Annotated in this window: 17 protein-coding genes; 9 read left to right on the top strand and 8 right to left on the bottom strand. The window is 63.5% G+C overall.

Going from position 1 to position 15967, the window contains the following annotated elements; genetic code table 11:
• Window positions 1-188 precede the first annotated feature (188 nt).
• The 7 genes from HXS66_RS03350 to HXS66_RS03320 all read right to left on the bottom strand — a co-directional run bounded on the left by HXS66_RS03350 (window position 189) and on the right by HXS66_RS03320 (window position 6893).
• Window positions 189-1637, bottom strand: coding sequence for an RNA polymerase factor sigma-54 (locus HXS66_RS03350; RefSeq protein ID WP_077371583.1), 1449 nt, complete (start codon window positions 1635-1637; stop codon window positions 189-191).
• A 318-nt stretch (window positions 1638-1955) separates the two neighbouring features.
• A complete protein-coding gene (gene lptB, locus HXS66_RS03345) occupies window positions 1956-2696 on the bottom strand; it encodes an LPS export ABC transporter ATP-binding protein (protein ID WP_103751363.1) in 741 nt (246 codons plus the stop codon).
• Window positions 2697-2698: 2 nt separating this feature from the next.
• Window positions 2699-3277: a lipopolysaccharide transport periplasmic protein LptA gene (lptA, locus tag HXS66_RS03340; protein WP_240499585.1), complete on the bottom strand. Its 579-nt coding sequence runs from the start codon at window positions 3275-3277 to the stop codon at window positions 2699-2701.
• A 98-nt stretch (window positions 3278-3375) separates the two neighbouring features.
• Window positions 3376-4059 (bottom strand): LPS export ABC transporter periplasmic protein LptC, encoded by a 684-nt coding sequence (gene lptC / locus HXS66_RS03335; protein WP_176502832.1) that lies wholly within the window; start codon window positions 4057-4059, stop codon window positions 3376-3378.
• Window positions 4059-4628: an HAD family hydrolase gene (locus HXS66_RS03330; RefSeq protein WP_176502831.1), complete on the bottom strand. Its 570-nt coding sequence runs from the start codon at window positions 4626-4628 to the stop codon at window positions 4059-4061. Before HXS66_RS03330 ends, lptC begins: the two co-directional genes overlap by 1 nt.
• Window positions 4629-4754: 126 nt before the next feature.
• Window positions 4755-5723, bottom strand: coding sequence for a KpsF/GutQ family sugar-phosphate isomerase (locus tag HXS66_RS03325; protein ID WP_218015045.1), 969 nt, complete (start codon window positions 5721-5723; stop codon window positions 4755-4757).
• A 225-nt stretch (window positions 5724-5948) separates the two neighbouring features.
• Window positions 5949-6893 carry a calcium/sodium antiporter gene (locus HXS66_RS03320; RefSeq protein ID WP_176492883.1) on the bottom strand — a complete coding sequence of 315 codons (945 nt, stop codon included), beginning with the start codon at window positions 6891-6893 and terminating at the stop codon, window positions 5949-5951.
• Between the two features lie 283 nt (window positions 6894-7176).
• Between HXS66_RS03320 and HXS66_RS03315 the strand changes: the two genes are divergently transcribed.
• The 9 genes from HXS66_RS03315 (at window position 7177) to hisD (ending at window position 14379) form a co-directional block, all read left to right on the top strand.
• Window positions 7177-8109: an ABC transporter ATP-binding protein gene (locus HXS66_RS03315; RefSeq protein ID WP_077371597.1), complete on the top strand. Its 933-nt coding sequence runs from the start codon at window positions 7177-7179 to the stop codon at window positions 8107-8109.
• Window positions 8106-8909 carry a lipid asymmetry maintenance ABC transporter permease subunit MlaE gene (gene mlaE, locus HXS66_RS03310; RefSeq protein ID WP_077371600.1) on the top strand — a complete coding sequence of 268 codons (804 nt, stop codon included), beginning with the start codon at window positions 8106-8108 and terminating at the stop codon, window positions 8907-8909. The genes HXS66_RS03315 and mlaE overlap by 4 nt, the downstream gene beginning before the upstream one ends.
• Complete coding sequence (mlaD, locus tag HXS66_RS03305) at window positions 8906-9370, top strand: outer membrane lipid asymmetry maintenance protein MlaD (protein WP_077371603.1); 465 nt, start codon at window positions 8906-8908, stop codon at window positions 9368-9370. Before mlaE ends, mlaD begins: the two co-directional genes overlap by 4 nt.
• Window positions 9371-9421: 51 nt before the next feature.
• Complete coding sequence (locus HXS66_RS03300; protein ID WP_084209223.1) at window positions 9422-10093, top strand: phospholipid-binding protein MlaC; 672 nt, start codon at window positions 9422-9424, stop codon at window positions 10091-10093.
• 23 nt (window positions 10094-10116) lie between these two features.
• Window positions 10117-10488 (top strand): lipid asymmetry maintenance protein MlaB, encoded by a 372-nt coding sequence (locus HXS66_RS03295; RefSeq protein ID WP_065392617.1) that lies wholly within the window; start codon window positions 10117-10119, stop codon window positions 10486-10488.
• 189 nt (window positions 10489-10677) lie between these two features.
• Entirely contained in the window at window positions 10678-10932 is a 255-nt protein-coding gene (locus HXS66_RS03290) for a BolA family protein (RefSeq protein WP_077371613.1), read from the top strand.
• Between the two features lie 12 nt (window positions 10933-10944).
• A complete protein-coding gene (gene murA / locus HXS66_RS03285) occupies window positions 10945-12210 on the top strand; it encodes a UDP-N-acetylglucosamine 1-carboxyvinyltransferase (RefSeq protein ID WP_077371616.1) in 1266 nt (421 codons plus the stop codon).
• An 86-nt stretch (window positions 12211-12296) separates the two neighbouring features.
• Window positions 12297-12941 carry an ATP phosphoribosyltransferase gene (gene hisG / locus HXS66_RS03280; protein WP_077371619.1) on the top strand — a complete coding sequence of 215 codons (645 nt, stop codon included), beginning with the start codon at window positions 12297-12299 and terminating at the stop codon, window positions 12939-12941.
• A 133-nt stretch (window positions 12942-13074) separates the two neighbouring features.
• On the top strand, window positions 13075-14379 hold the full coding sequence (gene hisD / locus HXS66_RS03275; protein WP_077371622.1) for a histidinol dehydrogenase: 1305 nt from the start codon (window positions 13075-13077) through the stop codon (window positions 14377-14379).
• A 159-nt stretch (window positions 14380-14538) separates the two neighbouring features.
• On the opposite strand, the gene HXS66_RS03270 is transcribed toward hisD, so the two are convergent.
• On the bottom strand, window positions 14539-15858 hold the full coding sequence (locus HXS66_RS03270; protein ID WP_176502830.1) for a S1C family serine protease: 1320 nt from the start codon (window positions 15856-15858) through the stop codon (window positions 14539-14541).
• Between the last annotated feature and the right edge of the window lie 109 nt (window positions 15859-15967).

The raw sequence follows: 15967 nt of genomic DNA, 5'->3' as shown, positions 1-15967 counted from the left end.
AGAAAAGTGGCTGGAAAAATAGGCAATTGGGGGCGTGAAGTCACTCACGCAGTCGCAAGGACAGGCATTGCCAACCGGTATTCAGACGACCGATTGGCAGATGATGCCAGGATGGCAGGTGCAAGGGGGCGAGCTTCAGCGCTCCGACGTGTGGAGCCCGCTGGCCTGCGGGTATCCGTTGTCGAGACTCACGCCAAGCGCTTGCGCTCGCTGGAGGAGGGGATGCCCATGGCCTCGCGATACTTGGCGACCGTCCGGCGCGCTACCTCGATGCCATCACTGGCCAGCAGATCCACCAGGCGTGAGTCGGACAATGGCTTGCGCGCCGGTTCTTCCGAGATCAGCTTGCGAATGCGCGCACGGATCGCGGTGCTGGAGTGCGCGTCACCGTTGCCGCTGCCACCCACCTGGCTCGAGAAGAAGAACTTGAGTTCGAACACGCCTCTCGGGGTGTGGATATATTTCTGGGTGGTCACCCGCGAGATGGTGGATTCGTGCATCTCGACCACTTCCGCGATGTTGGCAAGGATCAGCGGTTTCATGCCTTCTTCCCCCTGCTCGAGGAAGTCGATCTGGCGCGCCATGATCTCGCGGCCCACCTTGAGCAGGGTGTCGTTGCGTGAGGACAGGCTCTTCATCAGCCAGCGGGCTTCCTGAAGATTGTCCTTGAGGAAGGTGTTGTCCGCGGACTTGTCGGCCCGCTTGATGAGGGCGGCATATTCCGGCTGGATACGCAGCTTGGGCAGCGCTTCCGGGTTGAGCTCGACCTGCCAGCCGTGACGCGTATGACGGACCAGCAGGTCCGGGATGACGTAATCACTGGCAGGCTCGCCCCAGGCGGACGCCGGGCGCGGGTCGAGCGCCCGTACCAGACGAATGACGTGATCCAGCTCATCATCATCCAGGCTCAGGCGACGCTTGAGCAGCTTGCGATCGTCATTGCCCAGTGCCTCGAGGAATTGCCGCACCAGACGGCGGGCCTGGGCCAGCAATGGCAGATCGTCCGGCAGCAGGGCCAGCTGCAGCAGCAGGCATTCGCGCAGGTCTCGAGCGAACACACCGGTGGGATCGAACTGCTGAAGGCGCAGCAGGACCTGCTCGAGTTCCGACGCCTTGAGGCCGGGCAGTCCCTGACCTCGCAGGCCATCGACCAGTTCGTCCAGGCTCATGCTCAGGTAGCCGGCCCCATCCACCGCATCGATCAGACTCTCCGCCATCTGCCGTTCACGCGCATCGAGGTCCGTCATCGCCAGCTGCCAGCGCAGATGGTCCTGCAGGCTTTCGACACTGGTGTTGCGATCGAAGTCCGGCCCGTCCTCGCTCGAGCTTCCGCTGCCGGAACTGGTCAGGCTGCCTGCGTGGTCCTGGTAGAGGTCCGACCAGTCACTGTCGAGAGGGTATTCTTCAGGAATCTCGCTGTTGGTCTCGGAGGTGGAGATCTCGCTCTTGTCCTGTGTCTCCGCGACATCCAGCGACTCGTATTCCTCGTCAAGCTCCAGCATGGGGTTTGACTCGAGCGCCTGCTGTATCTCCTGACGCAGGTCCAGCGTCGACAACTGCAGCAGCTGGATCGCTTGCTGAAGTTGCGGGGTCATGGTCAGGGAAGTGCCGAGTCGAAGCTGCAAGGTGGGTTTCATGGGGTCTGTCATTCACGGCAAAGGAACGTGCATCTACGCTATACCGTGGGTCGGGGCACTGACAAGGGGCAGTCGAGAATATTCAAGCAACTTGCATGCCATGTTGCCACCAAGGTGGTATGGACGTCATGCATTCGAGTGAGGTGTGGCAGAGCAGGAGGGTTCACGGGGAGATTACGCAAGCGCATGTCGAGGCGCTTGCGTGAGGGGGCGGGGAACGAGGCCCCGACAGTGAAGCAGGAAGTGGCGGGTGGTGGAGGGTGCTGGTGAGAGCAGAAGAGGTCGGACGGCACTCACCAGGCTGACGGCACTCTCGGGCTAGAGCTTGAACTCATGGCCCAGGTAGACATCACGCACCTGCTGGTTGGCGAGGATGGTGTCGGCGTCGCCATGCGCGATGATCTGACCATCGCCCACGATGTAGGCGGTATCGCAGATGTCGAGTGTCTCGCGCACGTTGTGGTCGGTGATCAGCACCCCGATGCCGCGGTCGCGCAGCTGGCGCACGATGCTCTTGATCTCGCCCACCGAGATGGGGTCCACGCCGGCAAACGGCTCATCGAGCAGCACGAAGTCCGGCTCGGTGGCCAGTGCGCGAGCGATCTCCACGCGGCGGCGCTCCCCGCCGGAAAGGCTCATGCCGGCACTGTCACGAATATGCGTGATGCTGAACTCGTTGAGCAGCTCCTCCAGGCGTGCCTTGCGTCCGTTGCGATCCAGGTCCTTGCGCGTCTCGAGGATCGCCATGATGTTGTCGGACACCGAGAGCTTGCGGAAGATCGAGGCTTCCTGGGGCAGATAGCCGATGCCGGCGCGAGCCCGCTGATGCATGGCGGCGCCGGACAGGTCGTGGTCATCGATGGTCACGCTACCGGCATCCGAGCGCACGAGGCCGACGATCATGTAGAACGAGGTCGTCTTGCCGGCCCCGTTGGGGCCCAGCAGGCCTACGATGTCACCTTGGCGGATTTCCAGCGAGATGTCCTTGACGACCTTGCGACCCTTGTAGGCCTTGGCCAGATGACGAGCGCTGAGGGTACGTGGGCTGGCAGCAGTCATGCTCATTGGTCCTTGCTGGCATTGGCGCCACGTGGCGTCAGGGTCATGTGGACGCGTGACCCCTCGGAGGATGAGGCATCGGTGCCATTGCTGGCATTGACCTGGCGCTTGTCCAGGAAGTATTCCACGTAGCCGCCTTCGAAGGTGTCGTCGCCTTTCTCCAGACGGGCATCGCCGACCAGTTCCACCCGGCGCTCCAGCGCGTGGTAGCGAATGGTATTCGCCCAGCCCTTGACCAGTCGCTCGTCGGTATCGGGTTTCTGCTCCATGTAGGCGCGCTGGCCGGTGGCCTTGACCAGGGAGATCTCGCCGCTGTCGGCGCGACTGATGTCAACGCGCGCGGCATCCAGCTTCATGCTGCCCTGGCGCATTTCCACGCGACCGGTATAGGTGGCCGTGCCGGCCTTGTCATCCAGTGACAGTGAGTCGGCGGCAATGTTGATCGGCTGGTTGGCATCGCTGTCCAGCGCCAGTGCGGTCGGGGAAAGCGTCGTCATGCCAAGTGCCAGGCCAAGGGCCATGACACCGGGTCTGAGTGTCTGGCGCCAGACCGTCAAGGGCGTGAGAGTCGTTGAAGTCATGGAGTGCTCCTTGGCAGAACTGGTAAGGCTTCACGATCACTCAGGCCATCGTGAAGCGGAAATCGGGGAGAGAGGATTCGGCGCATGCAGGGGCGCGCTCACTGATCCTGGGCCGGTGCGGCATCGAAGGTGCTGGAGACGCGGCCATCATCGTCACGGGTGGTGTCATTGCCGGTGTCGAGAGTCTCGGCTTCCCGGGCGGCATCGCTCTTGCCCTTGCCGGGTTGCAGGGTACTGCGGACGCGGCCTTCCAGCTGGGCGGAATCCTGAGAGAGGTCAGCGCTGAATCGGTCACTCTCGACGCGTTGACCATTCTGGGTGATCACCACCGGCACGTCACTCCAGGCACGGTTCTGCTCACGACTGTAATGCAGCACGTCGGTGTCCAGTGTCCAGGCATCCGAAGGCTGGCGCAGTCTGGCACTGCCCTCGAGGGTGAAGGTGTCGCCGCCGGCGCTCAACACGCCACTGTCACCCGTGGCGTACCAGCGACGGTCTTCGCTGTCGTTGGTACGGATCTTCGGTGCCTGCGCACGCGTCACGTCATCGCCTGGCGTGTGTTCGATGTGCGGGGAGGTCATCGACTGGATCGACACTCCCCGCGCATCGAAGCGCGTCATGTCAGCCCCCTCGAGATAGTAATCCGGCTCATCACTGCTGGCGTCGACATCCACTGTCGACTCCAGACTGTTGCGCTGCTCGATCAGGGCCATGACGCCGCCGACCAGCAGGAGCAGCAGCATCAGCCACAGGCGCGGAGAGGGACGGGGCAGACGTGGCATCAGGCGCGCGACTCCTGCAGATAGGTATCCAGCACCGAGGCCCAGTGGCCCTGTGCCTTGAGCAGCAGATCACAGATCTCGCGCACGGCACCATCACCGCCCTGACGAGTGGTCACCCAATTGGCTTCGCTCATCACATAGGGCATGGCGTTGGGAACGCTGACCCCCAGGCCGACGCGACGGATGGCTTCGCGATCCGGCAGGTCATCTCCGCAGTAGGCCACGTCATCCAGCGCGATATCGTGCTCGCGACACAGGTTGGTCAGCGCGACCAGCTTGTCCTCGCGGCCCTGAATGACGTCCTGGATACCCAGCTCCTTGGCGCGACGTTCCACCATCGGCGAGCTGCGACCCGTGATCAAGGCGACCCGGATACCGCTGCGCAGGATCAGCTTGAGGCCGTGGCCATCCTGGACATGGAAGCTCTTGGTTTCCACGCCATTGGCATCGTAGTGCAGCCGGTTGTCCGTCAGCACGCCGTCCACATCCAGCGCCAGCAGGCGCACGCGACGTGAGCGGTCGATGATGTCCTGGGGGTAGCCCTCCGCCAGGGAAGTGATGTCATTCATGGTCTTTCTCCTCGCATTCCGTGCATGCGTGACGCATTCCTGTAGGCGACGACCGCCAACGGCTGCGTGCTGCCCTCGCCAGACTCACGGGACTGTCGTGCAGAGACAGCAATCCCGCGGGGGAGTTCAGATCACGCCGCTGGCCAGCAGGCCGTGCATGTGGATGGCGCCGATCGGGTGCTCATCCTCGTCACAGACTACCAGAACGCTGATGCGGTTTTCTTCCATGATGCGCACCGCTTCGGCGGCCAGCATGCTGGAGCGGATGGTCTTGCCACCGCGCGTCATGACGTCATCGACCTTGAGCGCACGCAGATCGCCGTGCTGATCCAGGGTGCGGCGCAGATCCCCGTCGGTATAGACGCCGACCAGATGCTCGTCCTCGTCGATCACGCAGGTGAACCCCATGCCCTGGCGGGTGATCTCGAGCAGCGCATCGCGCAGCGGGCTGCCCAGCGCCACGCGTGGCAGGGCATCGCCTTGATGCATGACGTCCTGGACGCGCAGCAGCAGTCGCCGCCCAAGGCTGCCACCGGGATGAGAGAGTGCGAACTCCTCGGCGGTGAAGCCGCGGGCTTCCAGTAGTGCCACGGCCAGCGCATCCCCCATCACCAGTGCGGCGGTCGTGGAGGCCGTCGGTGCCAGATTCAGCGGACAGGCCTCCTGGGCGACGCTGGTGTCCAGGTGTGCGTCTGCATCACGCGCGAGCGTCGAGCCGGGCTTGCCGGTCATCGAGACCAGCGGCGTCCCCATGCGCTTGAGCAGTGGCAGCAGGGCGGTGACTTCGGCGGTTTCACCGGAATTGGACAGTGCCAGCACCGTGTCCGACGAGGTGATCATGCCGAGATCCCCATGGCTGGCTTCGCCGGGATGCACGAAGAACGCCGGCGTGCCGGTGCTGGCCAGAGTCGCCGCGATCTTGCTGGCGATATGGCCGGATTTCCCCATGCCGGTGACGATCACCCGGCCCTTGGTCGCCATCATCAGCTGGCAGGCACGATCGAACTCTGCATCCAGCTGGTGCTCCAGTGCCGCGATGGCGGCGCCCTCGATCGCGAAGGTGCGTCGGGCGCTGGCGCGGAAATCCGCCTGCATGGCGGCGTGATCGCGGCCGCTGGAGGGCGAATCATCGGCAGTGGAAGACATGTCGGAGGTGGCGGGCTGGATTCTGGAGGACTTGGTCATGTTCAGATTGTTGCCTGTGTGTGGCCAGGACTCAAGGTACGTGAGAGAGGCGTCACTCACGCGCTGCAACGGCTCGGGCGTGATGCTGACACGGGGCGGATGGCCTGATCGTTCCGGCCTGTCCGCCCACAGGCGTCAGCGAGTCAGGCTGATGGCAAGCCAGGCCGTGTAGCCGAGGTAGCAGGCCAGCAGCACCAGCCCCGGACCACGGCCGATGCGCCCGCGACGCTGCCAGATGAGCAGGGCGGCCAGCATCAGGGTCAGACCGAGCATCACCGGGTAGTCGCGACTGATGGCGCTGCCATCCACCGGCCCCGGTGCCAGCAGGCCCGGTACCGGCAGGACGGCCAGGATGTTGAAGAGGTTGGAGCCGATGACGTTGCCGATGGCGATGTCGTGATGGCGCTTGAGTGCGCTGGCCACGCTGGCCGCGAGCTCCGGCAGGCTGGTGCCGATGGCGATGACGGTCAGGCCGATGATCAGTTCGGGGACGCCGAGTGCCTGGGCGATATCGGTGGCGCCCCAGACCAGCGCGCGTGAGCTGGCGATCAACACCGCCAGACCGAAGAGCAGCCAGAAGATGGCGCGTCCGGCGCTCATCTCAGGGACGTCATCCTGACTCTCGGCGTCACTCGGCGAGTCGACCTTGAACAGCCAGACAAGCGTGAACACCAGCAGTGCCAGCAGCAGGAGGCCATCCAGGCGCTCGAGCCCGCTGTTGGAGAGGGCATAGCCCCCCAGTGCCGTCGCGGCCAGCAGCAGCGGCAGTTCACGGCGCACCAGGCCGAAATGCACCGGGATGGGAGCGATGAGCGCCGTGACGCCCAGCACCAGACCGATGTTGGCGATGTTGGACCCCAGAGCATTGCCGGTGGCGATGTCGGGGGTGCCGTCAAGCGAGGCCATGATCGAGACCACGATCTCCGGCGCCGAAGTGCCGATGGAGACGATGGTCATTCCGATGAGCAGCTTGCTCATGCCAGCTCGCCATGCGGTAGCGGCGGCGCCTTCGACGAAGCGATCGGCGCTCCAGACAAGACCTATCAGGCCAAGGATGACAGCGAGGATGGGATATAGCATCGGAACTCTCGGGGCAGGAGGCAGGGCAGCGGCTTGTCGCCAGTGACCGCGCCATTAAACGCATCCCCCCAAGGCATTGCAAGGCAAGGGATCGCATCTGCGGGATGCGATGGACCCTGCAACGGACTGGTAGTGAGGGGGCGGGTTCGGATACGATGTTCGCTAACTAACTTGATTCCCGAATGACGTGATCCATGAACTCCAAGATTCGGACTCGCGGCACAGTGCCAGGCGACGGATTGCCCATGGCCAGTGTCGTGACTCCCTCACAGCGGATGCTTCTATGACTGAATTACCCGGTCAGGCTGCTACAGCGACCGCTGCGGCCGGCGCTGATGCATCGCCATCCTCTCGCCGTGGCTCCGCTGACATCGACCTCGACGACGCATTGATTCGTGTCGAAGGCCTGCGCTTCACCCGTGGAGAGCGCGAGATCTTCTCCGGGATAGACCTGAAGATTCCGCGTGGCAAGATCACCGCCATCATGGGGCCCTCCGGTACCGGCAAGACGACGCTGCTCAAGCTGATCGGGGGGCAGTTGACCCCGTCCGCCGGGCGTGTGGATATCGCCGGTCACCATGTGCATGCCCTGTCGCGGCGCGAACTGTTCCGCATGCGTCGTCGCATGGGCATGCTGTTCCAGAGTGGTGCGCTGTTCTCGGATCTCAGCGTGTTCGAGAACGTGGCCTTCCCGTTGCGAGTCCATACCAATCTCCCCGAGGCGATGATCCGCGACATCGTGCTGATCAAGCTCGAGTCCGTCGGGCTGCGTGGGGCGCGTGAACTGATGCCCGCCGAACTCTCCGGTGGCATGACGCGGCGTGTCGCGCTGGCACGCGCCATCGCACTGGATCCGGACCTGATCATGTACGACGAGCCCTTCGCCGGTCAGGACCCCATCTCGATGGGCGTGCTGGTCAATCTGATCCGTCGCCTCAACGATGCGCTGGGCATGACGGCGGTGGTGGTCTCCCACGATATCAAGGAGACGCTGACCATCGCCGATTACGTCTATGTGATCGCCGATGGCAAGGTCATGGCCCAGGGCACGCCACAAGCCTTGAACGCCGAGGCGGACCCGCGCGTGGCCCAGTTCATCCACGGCAAGCCGGATGGACCGGTGCCGTTCCACTATCCCGCGCCGGATTTCGCCGGCGACATTCTCGATGGCAGAGAAGCGGCCAGTGGCACTTCACAGAGAGGGCAATCAGCATGAGCGGTCTGAATCGTGGCCCGCTGGGGGCCATCACCTCGCTGGGGCGCAGCACCATCGAGGTGATCTCTGCCATCGGACGCGCCGGCATGCTGCTGGCGCAGGCGGGCGTCGGCCTGCCATCCCGTGAGGGGTTCTCCCTCTGGGTGCGTCAGATGCACTTCGTCGGCGTGCTGTCACTGGCGATCGTGCTGGTGTCGGGGTTGTTCATCGGCATGGTGCTGGCCCTGCAGGGCTATACCATTCTGGTCGGGTTCGGTGCTGAGGAGGCGCTTGGCCAGATGGTGTCGCTGTCGCTGCTGCGCGAGCTGGCCCCGGTCGTGGCGGCGCTGCTGTTCGCCGGGCGCGCCGGCTCTGCCCTCACGGCCGAGATCGGCCTGATGAAGGCGACCGAGCAGCTCACCAGCATGGAAATGATCGGCGTGGATCCCCTCAAGCGGATCGTCGCTCCGCGGCTGTGGGCCGGTTTCGTGTCCCTGCCGCTGTTGACCATCGGCTTCAGCGTCGTGGGGATTCTGGGTGGCAAGCTCGTGGGTGTCGATTGGCTCGGCATCTACGAAGGGGCCTACTGGAGCAGCATGCAATCGAATGTCGACTTCGTCGGGGATGTCATGAACGGCGTCGTCAAGTCACTGGTCTTCGGGCTGGTGGTGAGCTGGATCGCTGTCTTCCAGGGGTATGACCTGATCCCGACCTCGGAAGGCATTTCACGCGCGACCACACGTACTGTGGTTTATTCATCGCTGGCGGTGCTGGGACTCGATTTCGTCCTCACAGCCGTCATGTTTGGAGATATTGGATGAAACGTACCCGCATGGTCGAGTTCGGCGTGGGCCTGTTCGTACTTGCCGGTTTTCTGGGCATGGTGTTTCTCGGGCTGCGCGTCAGTGGCGTCACCTTCCAGCAGGCGGATGACACCTTCGTGCTCAATGCCAACTTTTCAGGGATAGGAAGCCTCAAGCCGCGGTCCAAGGTGACCATGGCGGGCGTGGCGATCGGCAGTGTCGAGAAGATCGAGCTGGATCCCAAGTGGTTTGATGCCCGTGTCACGATGAAGCTGGATAGCAGCCTCAAGGGCAAGTTGAGCAAGGACACCACGGCTGCCATCCTGACCTCCGGTCTGCTGGGCGAGCAATATGTCGGCCTGACCACCGGGGGGGATCCGGAAACGCTGGAGGATGGCGACACCATCCGGGATACCCAGTCGGCACTGGTACTGGAAGAGTTGATTCAGCAGTTCGTCTCCAATTTCTCGAAGAGCTGACGCAGGCCTGACTCGGCGTTGGCGCGATGCACATTTCAAGGAGCAAATCCGATGACCCATATCCTCAAGCAGCTGATTCGTCCACTGAGCGTATTGAGCCTGTCTGCCATGATGGCGATGAGCCCGCTGGCCTCTGCCGCTTCCCAGGAACCGGACGTGCTGCTGCGTGATACCGTCGAAGGCCTGACCACCAAGATCGATAGCCGCGAAAGCTATTACAAGGATCACGTCGACGAGCTGGAAGCGCTGGTCGACAACTCCCTCGAGCCGGTCGTGGATTACCGCTACATCGCGGCAAGCGTGATGGGCAAGTACTTCAAGGGTGCCTCTCCGGAACAGCGTACCGAATTCTCCAAGGTCTTCCATGACACCCTGATCGGTACCTACGCGAAGGGCCTGGTGAGCTTTGACTACGCCAAGCTCGAAGTGAAGGACAGTGAAGGCGAGCGTCGTTATGAAGATCAGGACACCGTCTACATGGACGTGATCGACACCAAGGGCAAGGTGTACCCGGTGGCCTATTCCATGCGTCTGCGCAATGACGAGTGGAAAGTGGTCAACGTGATCGTCAATGGCGTCAATCTGGGCCTGACCTTCCGCAATCAGTTCGACCAGGCCATGCGTGACAATGGCCGTGATATCGATGCCGTCATCAAGGGCTGGCAGCCGGATGTCGACCTGGAAAAGGACAGCGGGGAGAGCGCGGGCGACAGCGACAGCTGAGCCTGACCACTGGCGATATGACCATGAAAACACTCTTCGATGATGATGACGTGACCCTGAGCGCCGGCGATGGCTGCCTGACGCTGAGCGGTCAGCCGGATTTCGATCACGCCTCCGAGCTCGCCGAAGTGGGCTGCAAGTGGCTCGGGCAGCATGCAGAGGGCATCGAGATCGATCTCTGTGGCGTCGGTGGCGCAAGCACCGCCACGTTGAGTGTCCTGCTGGAGTGGCAGCGTCATCTGGCGCGCCATTCGGGGCATGTCACGCATCTGCGTCTATCGCCTGCGCTCAAGCGTCTGGCCTCCGTCTCTGGCCTCGATGTCCTGTTGCCGGGACTGGAGGTCACGGATCAGGCGTCGGATTCGGCGCCTCGCCCTGAGGTCGATGCTGTCTGATCGTGCTCCGGCCGGGCTGCCCAGCCGCTCGATCACCACCACTGCGCGCGGGAACGTGGGAGGCAGGAGGCTGCCGCCAATCGCGTTCCCGCGCGCTTTTGATTACCATGTGCGGTCATATCGCCCAGGTCGAAGCGCAGCGTAATGTGCCTGGCCCGGACATGTACCGCGAAGGAGTCATCGCCCGTCATGCAACCGAATGATGTCAAGGCCCTGCTCGAGGCTCGAATCGAGAACGTCGATTTTCATATCCAGGGTGAAGGATGCAACTTCCAGGTCGTCGCCGTGGGCGAGGTCTTCGCTGACCTCAGTCGCGTCAAGGCCCAGCAGTTGGTCTACGCCGCACTCAATGACGAGATTCGCTCTGGCGCGCTTCACGCCATCAGCATTCGTACCTATACCCCGGCGCAGTACGATGCTGCCGTCGGCAACGCCCAGAGCTGATCGGAACATTTCATGGACAAGCTGATTATCACCGGCAACGGGCCGGTCAACGGGGAAGTCTGGGCCAGTGGTGCCAAGAATTCGGCCCTGCCCATCCTGGCAGCGACACTGCTGTCCGAAGGTCCCGTGACCATCAGCAATCTGCCGCACCTGCAAGACATCACCACCAGCCTGGAATTGCTCGGGCGCATGGGAGTCGAGCCGGTGATGGGCGACAACATGACCGTGCAGCTGGACGGCTCCAAGGTCGAGCACTGTCATGCGCCCTACGAGCTGGTCAAGAAGATGCGCGCCTCGATCCTGGTGCTGGGCCCGCTGCTGGCTCACTTCGGCAGTGCCGAAGTCTCGTTGCCGGGCGGTTGCGCCATCGGCTCGCGCCCGGTGGATCTGCACATCCGCGGCCTGGAAGCCATGGGCGCGGAGATCTCGGTCGAGAACGGCTACATCCGTGCCAAGGCGCCGGGTGGCCGCCTCAAGGGCGCTCGCATCGTCTTTGACGTGGTGACCGTCACGGGTACCGAGAATCTGCTGATGGCCGCGACGTTGGCCGATGGGCGTACCGTGCTCGAGAACGCGGCACGCGAGCCGGAAGTCGTCGATCTGGCCGAATGCCTGATCGCCATGGGCGCCAGGATCACCGGCCACGGCACCGATACCATCGTCATCGAAGGGGTCGAGAGACTGCACGGTTGCGAATACTCCGTGATGCCTGATCGCATCGAGACCGGTACCTTCCTGGTCGCGGCAGCGGCCTCGCGTGGCAAGGTGCGCGTCACCCGCACGCGCGCCGATACCCTCGATGCGGTGCTTGCCAAGCTGGAAGAAGCCGGTGCCACCATCACCACGGGGGATGACTGGATCGAGCTGGACATGCAGGGCAAGCGTCCGAAGGCGGTCAATATCCGTACTGCGCCGTATCCGGCATTCCCCACGGACATGCAGGCCCAGTTCGTGGCGCTGAATGCCGTGGCCGAAGGCACCGGTACCGTGATCGAGACCATCTTCGAGAACCGCTTCATGCACGTGCAGGAGCTCAACCGCATGGGCGCGCACATCGCCCTGGAAGGCAACACGGCGGTGGTGACCGGTACCGAGCGCCTGTCGGGCGCCCCGGTGATGGCCACGGACCTGCGTGCCTCGGCCTCGCTGGTGATCGCGGCCATCGTCGCCGATGGCGAAACCATGGTGGATCGCATCTACCACATCGATCGTGGTTATGAATGCATCGAGGAGAAGCTCTCCGGGCTGGGCGTGATCATCCGCCGCTCCGCCGGTTGAGCCGAGTCCTGCCTCCATGCGCTGCCGGCCATCGCAGGTCGGCAGCGTCTGCTGAATTCTTACGCACAAGCACGGGCGAATACCCCATGAGCAAGCAACTGGTCGTCGCCCTTTCCAAGGGGCGCATCCTCAAGGAAACCCTGCCGCTGCTGGCGGATGCCGGCATCGAACCGCTGGAAGATCTGGACAAGAGTCGCAAGCTGCTCTTCGATACCAATCTGCCTGACGTCAAGCTGGTCATCATTCGCGCCACCGATGTGCCGACCTATGTGCAGCTGGGAGCGGCTGATCTGGGCATCGCCGGCAAGGACGTGCTGCTCGAGCATGGCGCCGAAGGTCTCTATGAGCCCCTGGATCTGGAGATCGCGGCCTGCCGTCTGATGACGGCCGGGGTCGTCGGTCAGCAGCAGCAGGGCGCGCGACGTCGCGTCGCCACCAAGTTCGTCGATGTCGCGCGTCGCTACTACGCGGAACAGGGCATCCAGGCCGAAGTCATCAAGCTGTATGGCGCGATGGAGCTGGCCCCGTTGATGAATCTGGCCGATGAGATCGTCGATATCGTCGATACCGGCAATACCCTGCGTGCCAATGGCATGGAGCCGCGTGAGCTGATCACCGACATCAGCACGCGTCTGGTGGTCAACAAGGCCGCCATGACCATGAAGCATGACCGCCTCAAGCCGTTGATCGACCGCCTGCGTCAGGCGGTGGAAGCACGTCGCGACGCATGAATGACCAGGTCCCGGCCTCGTGTCACGCGGCGGGACTCGTCAGCAACGACATCACTCAAGATCGCAGAGACGATCTGGCAGCAGCGCCCGTCCGGCTCAGCCCTCACTGCCAATGACATGACAAGAGGTTCGCATGGATACCCTGATCAACCGGCTCGATAGCCGCGATACCGATTTCACTGCCCGCCTGGATGCATTGCTGGCCTGGGAGGGGGTGTCCGATGCCGAGGTACAGCATCGTGTCACCGACATCCTTTCGCGCGTCAAGCAGGAAGGCGATGCCGCGCTGGTGGAGTTTTCCAATCGCTTCGACCGTCTGAGTGTCTCCAGCATGTCGGAGCTGGTGATCGACGCCGAACGTCTGGCAAAGGCCTACGCCGATCTGCCGGCGGATCAGCGCGAGGCACTGGCGGTCGCGGCGGAGCGTGTGCGCGTCTATCACGAGCATCAGAAGCCGGAAAGCTGGTCCTTCAAGGATGAGCATGGCAGCTTGCTGGGGCAGAAGGTCACGCCGCTGGATCGCGCTGGCATCTATGTCCCGGGAGGCAAGGCCGCCTATCCCTCTTCCGTGCTGATGAACGCGATCCCCGCGCATGTCGCCGGTGTGCGCGAGATCATCATGGTCGTGCCGACCCCCGATGGCGTGGTCAATGAACTGGTGCTGGCCGCGGCTCACCTGGCGGGTATCGATCGGGTCTTCACCATCGGCGGCGCCCAGGCCGTCGCGGCACTGGCCTATGGCACCGAGACGGTGCCGCGCGTCGACAAGATCGTCGGTCCCGGCAACATCTATGTGGCCACTGCCAAGCGGGCGGTGTTCGGTCAGGTCGGCATCGACATGATCGCCGGACCGTCCGAGATTCTGGTGGTCAGCGATGGCGTGACCGATCCGGACTGGCTGGCGATGGACCTGTTCTCGCAGGCCGAGCATGACGAGGATGCCCAGGCGATCCTGATCAGCTGGGATGATGAGCACCTCGCTGCGGTCGAGGCGTCAATCGAACGTCTCGCGCCGACCATGGAGCGTGCCGAGATCATCAAGACCTCGCTGCGCGAGCGTGGCGCCCTGATTCGCGTCAGCGGGCCGGAGCAGGCGCTGGAACTGACCAACCGTATCGCGCCGGAGCACCTGGAGCTGTCGGTGGCGGATCCGGAAGCGTGGGTCGAAGGTGTCCGCCATGCGGGCGCCATCTTCATGGGCTCCCACACCTCCGAGGCACTGGGCGATTACTGTGCCGGCCCGAATCATGTGCTGCCGACGTCTGGTACCGCGCGCTTCTCCTCGCCGCTGGGGGTCTATGACTTCCAGAAGCGCTCCTCGCTGATCCAGTGCTCGGCCGAAGGTGCCTCCATCCTCGGGCGTACCGCATCGGTGCTGGCGCGGGGTGAGTCGCTGACCGCTCACGCCCGTAGTGCCGAGAATCGCATCATCGAGTGAGCATGGTGAAGTTCATGAGCATGGTGTAGTTCATGAGCATGAAAAGCCCGCCACGGTTTCCGTGGCGGGCTTTTCTGGTTCTGGTTCTGGTTCTGGTTCTGGTTCTGGTTCTGGCTCTGGTTCTTGCGTGAAAGCCGTTGGCCAGTCCGGCGGCCATTGTCAGCCGGGGGATGAGACGCCCGGAGCTGCAGCGGCAGGAGAGGGCGTGCTATCGGGAATCGGCCGCTCACCGACCTTGACGCTGACCTCCATGGGCTTGCCATCCCGCAACAGATTGAGTTGCAGGGTGTCGCCCGGCTTGACTGCGGCGATGTCGGCCATGGCAAGGCGTGCATCGATCAGGCGCTTGCCGGCGACTGCCGTCAGGATGTCACCGGGACGCAGGCCGGCCTGCGCCGCGGGGCCATCACGCAGCACGGCGGCGACCACCACGCCTTGCGGAGCGCTCAAGCCGAAGGAGTGCGCCAGCGACGGCGTCAGCTCCTGGACTTCCAGGCCCAGCCAGCCGCGAATCACCCGGCCGTGATCGACCAGTGATTCGAGGATGTCACGTGCCAGGTTGGCGGGGATGGCGAAACCGATGCCCTGCGAGCCACCGGAGCGGGAGTAGATGGCAGTATTGATGCCGACCAGTGAGCCATCGGTATTGATCAACGCTCCACCGGAGTTGCCGGGATTGATCGCGGCATCGGTCTGGATGAAGTCCTCGTAGGCATTCAGGCCAAGATGGTTGCGTCCGGTGGCCGAGATGATGCCCATGGTGACGGTCTGACCGACGCCGAAGGGGTTGCCGATGGCCAGCGAGACATCCCCGACGTGGACCTGGGTCGAGTCGGCGATCGCCACCGTCGGCAGATCTTCAAGATCGATCTTCAGCGCCGCGAGATCGGACTCGGGGTCGACCCCGACCACCTTGGCCAGTGTCTCGCGGCCATCACGCAGGGCGACCTGTATCTGATCCGCACCCTGAATGACATGGTTGTTGGTCAGGATATAGCCGTCGCTCGAGAGAATGACGCCGGAGCCCAGGCTCGACAGCATGCGCTGGCTGCGCAAGGCATTTTCCCCGTAGAACTGGTTGAAGAAGGGGTCGGACATCAGCGGGTGCTTGCTGTCGTCCTCGATCTTGCGCGAGGAGTAGATGTTGACGACGGCGGGGGCGGCGGCGTCCACGGCGGTCTGGTAGCTGGCCGGCCCGCTGTTGCGCTGCAGTGGTGGCGCCTCGCGCAGTACCGGATTGGCGGATTCCTCGCGCTGTTCGGCGGAGAGGGTCAAGGCGGGAGATGGCAGCACCTGCTGATCTCGAGAGACGATCGCGCTGCCCTGTTGGCCGCCCTGTTGGCCAACCTCGGGCGCCGGCTCGGAATGTCCAAGTTCAGGGAAGCGATCCAGCACCACGATGGCAAGCAATACCCCGGTGACCACTGGCCAGAGAAGGGGGAGCAATGAACTGCGAAGGGGGCGTCGCGTCTGAGGCATCAGGAGTCCTGGTGAATGATCCGTGGTCCTGCCGGGCCGTCAGCTTTCCTGAGGGCAACCGCCGTGGGGCGGTCGCCATCCGCAGGGTTGCTGCTGGCAGGCGGAGGGT

Source organism: Cobetia sp. 5-11-6-3, assembly GCF_013374055.1.
Lineage (GTDB): Bacteria > Pseudomonadota > Gammaproteobacteria > Pseudomonadales > Halomonadaceae > Cobetia > Cobetia marina.
Note: the sequence above shows the minus strand (reverse complement) of the source record. Positions and strands in the feature narration are given on the sequence as shown.

Coding starts and splice junctions, on each gene's coding strand:
- HXS66_RS03350 (WP_077371583.1), bottom strand. CDS start 1,637: ATGAAACCCACCTTGCAGCTTCGACTCGGCACTTCCCTGACCATGACC.
- lptB (WP_103751363.1), bottom strand. CDS start 2,696: ATGACTGCTGCCAGCCCACGTACCCTCAGCGCTCGTCATCTGGCCAAG.
- lptA (WP_240499585.1), bottom strand. CDS start 3,277: ATGACTTCAACGACTCTCACGCCCTTGACGGTCTGGCGCCAGACACTC.
- lptC (WP_176502832.1), bottom strand. CDS start 4,059: ATGCCACGTCTGCCCCGTCCCTCTCCGCGCCTGTGGCTGATGCTGCTG.
- HXS66_RS03330 (WP_176502831.1), bottom strand. CDS start 4,628: ATGAATGACATCACTTCCCTGGCGGAGGGCTACCCCCAGGACATCATC.
- HXS66_RS03325 (WP_218015045.1), bottom strand. CDS start 5,723: ATGCAGGCGGATTTCCGCGCCAGCGCCCGACGCACCTTCGCGATCGAG.
- HXS66_RS03320 (WP_176492883.1), bottom strand. CDS start 6,893: ATGCTATATCCCATCCTCGCTGTCATCCTTGGCCTGATAGGTCTTGTC.
- HXS66_RS03315 (WP_077371597.1), top strand. CDS start 7,177: ATGACTGAATTACCCGGTCAGGCTGCTACAGCGACCGCTGCGGCCGGC.
- mlaE (WP_077371600.1), top strand. CDS start 8,106: ATGAGCGGTCTGAATCGTGGCCCGCTGGGGGCCATCACCTCGCTGGGG.
- mlaD (WP_077371603.1), top strand. CDS start 8,906: ATGAAACGTACCCGCATGGTCGAGTTCGGCGTGGGCCTGTTCGTACTT.
- HXS66_RS03300 (WP_084209223.1), top strand. CDS start 9,422: ATGACCCATATCCTCAAGCAGCTGATTCGTCCACTGAGCGTATTGAGC.
- HXS66_RS03295 (WP_065392617.1), top strand. CDS start 10,117: ATGAAAACACTCTTCGATGATGATGACGTGACCCTGAGCGCCGGCGAT.
- HXS66_RS03290 (WP_077371613.1), top strand. CDS start 10,678: ATGCAACCGAATGATGTCAAGGCCCTGCTCGAGGCTCGAATCGAGAAC.
- murA (WP_077371616.1), top strand. CDS start 10,945: ATGGACAAGCTGATTATCACCGGCAACGGGCCGGTCAACGGGGAAGTC.
- hisG (WP_077371619.1), top strand. CDS start 12,297: ATGAGCAAGCAACTGGTCGTCGCCCTTTCCAAGGGGCGCATCCTCAAG.
- hisD (WP_077371622.1), top strand. CDS start 13,075: ATGGATACCCTGATCAACCGGCTCGATAGCCGCGATACCGATTTCACT.
- HXS66_RS03270 (WP_176502830.1), bottom strand. CDS start 15,858: ATGCCTCAGACGCGACGCCCCCTTCGCAGTTCATTGCTCCCCCTTCTC.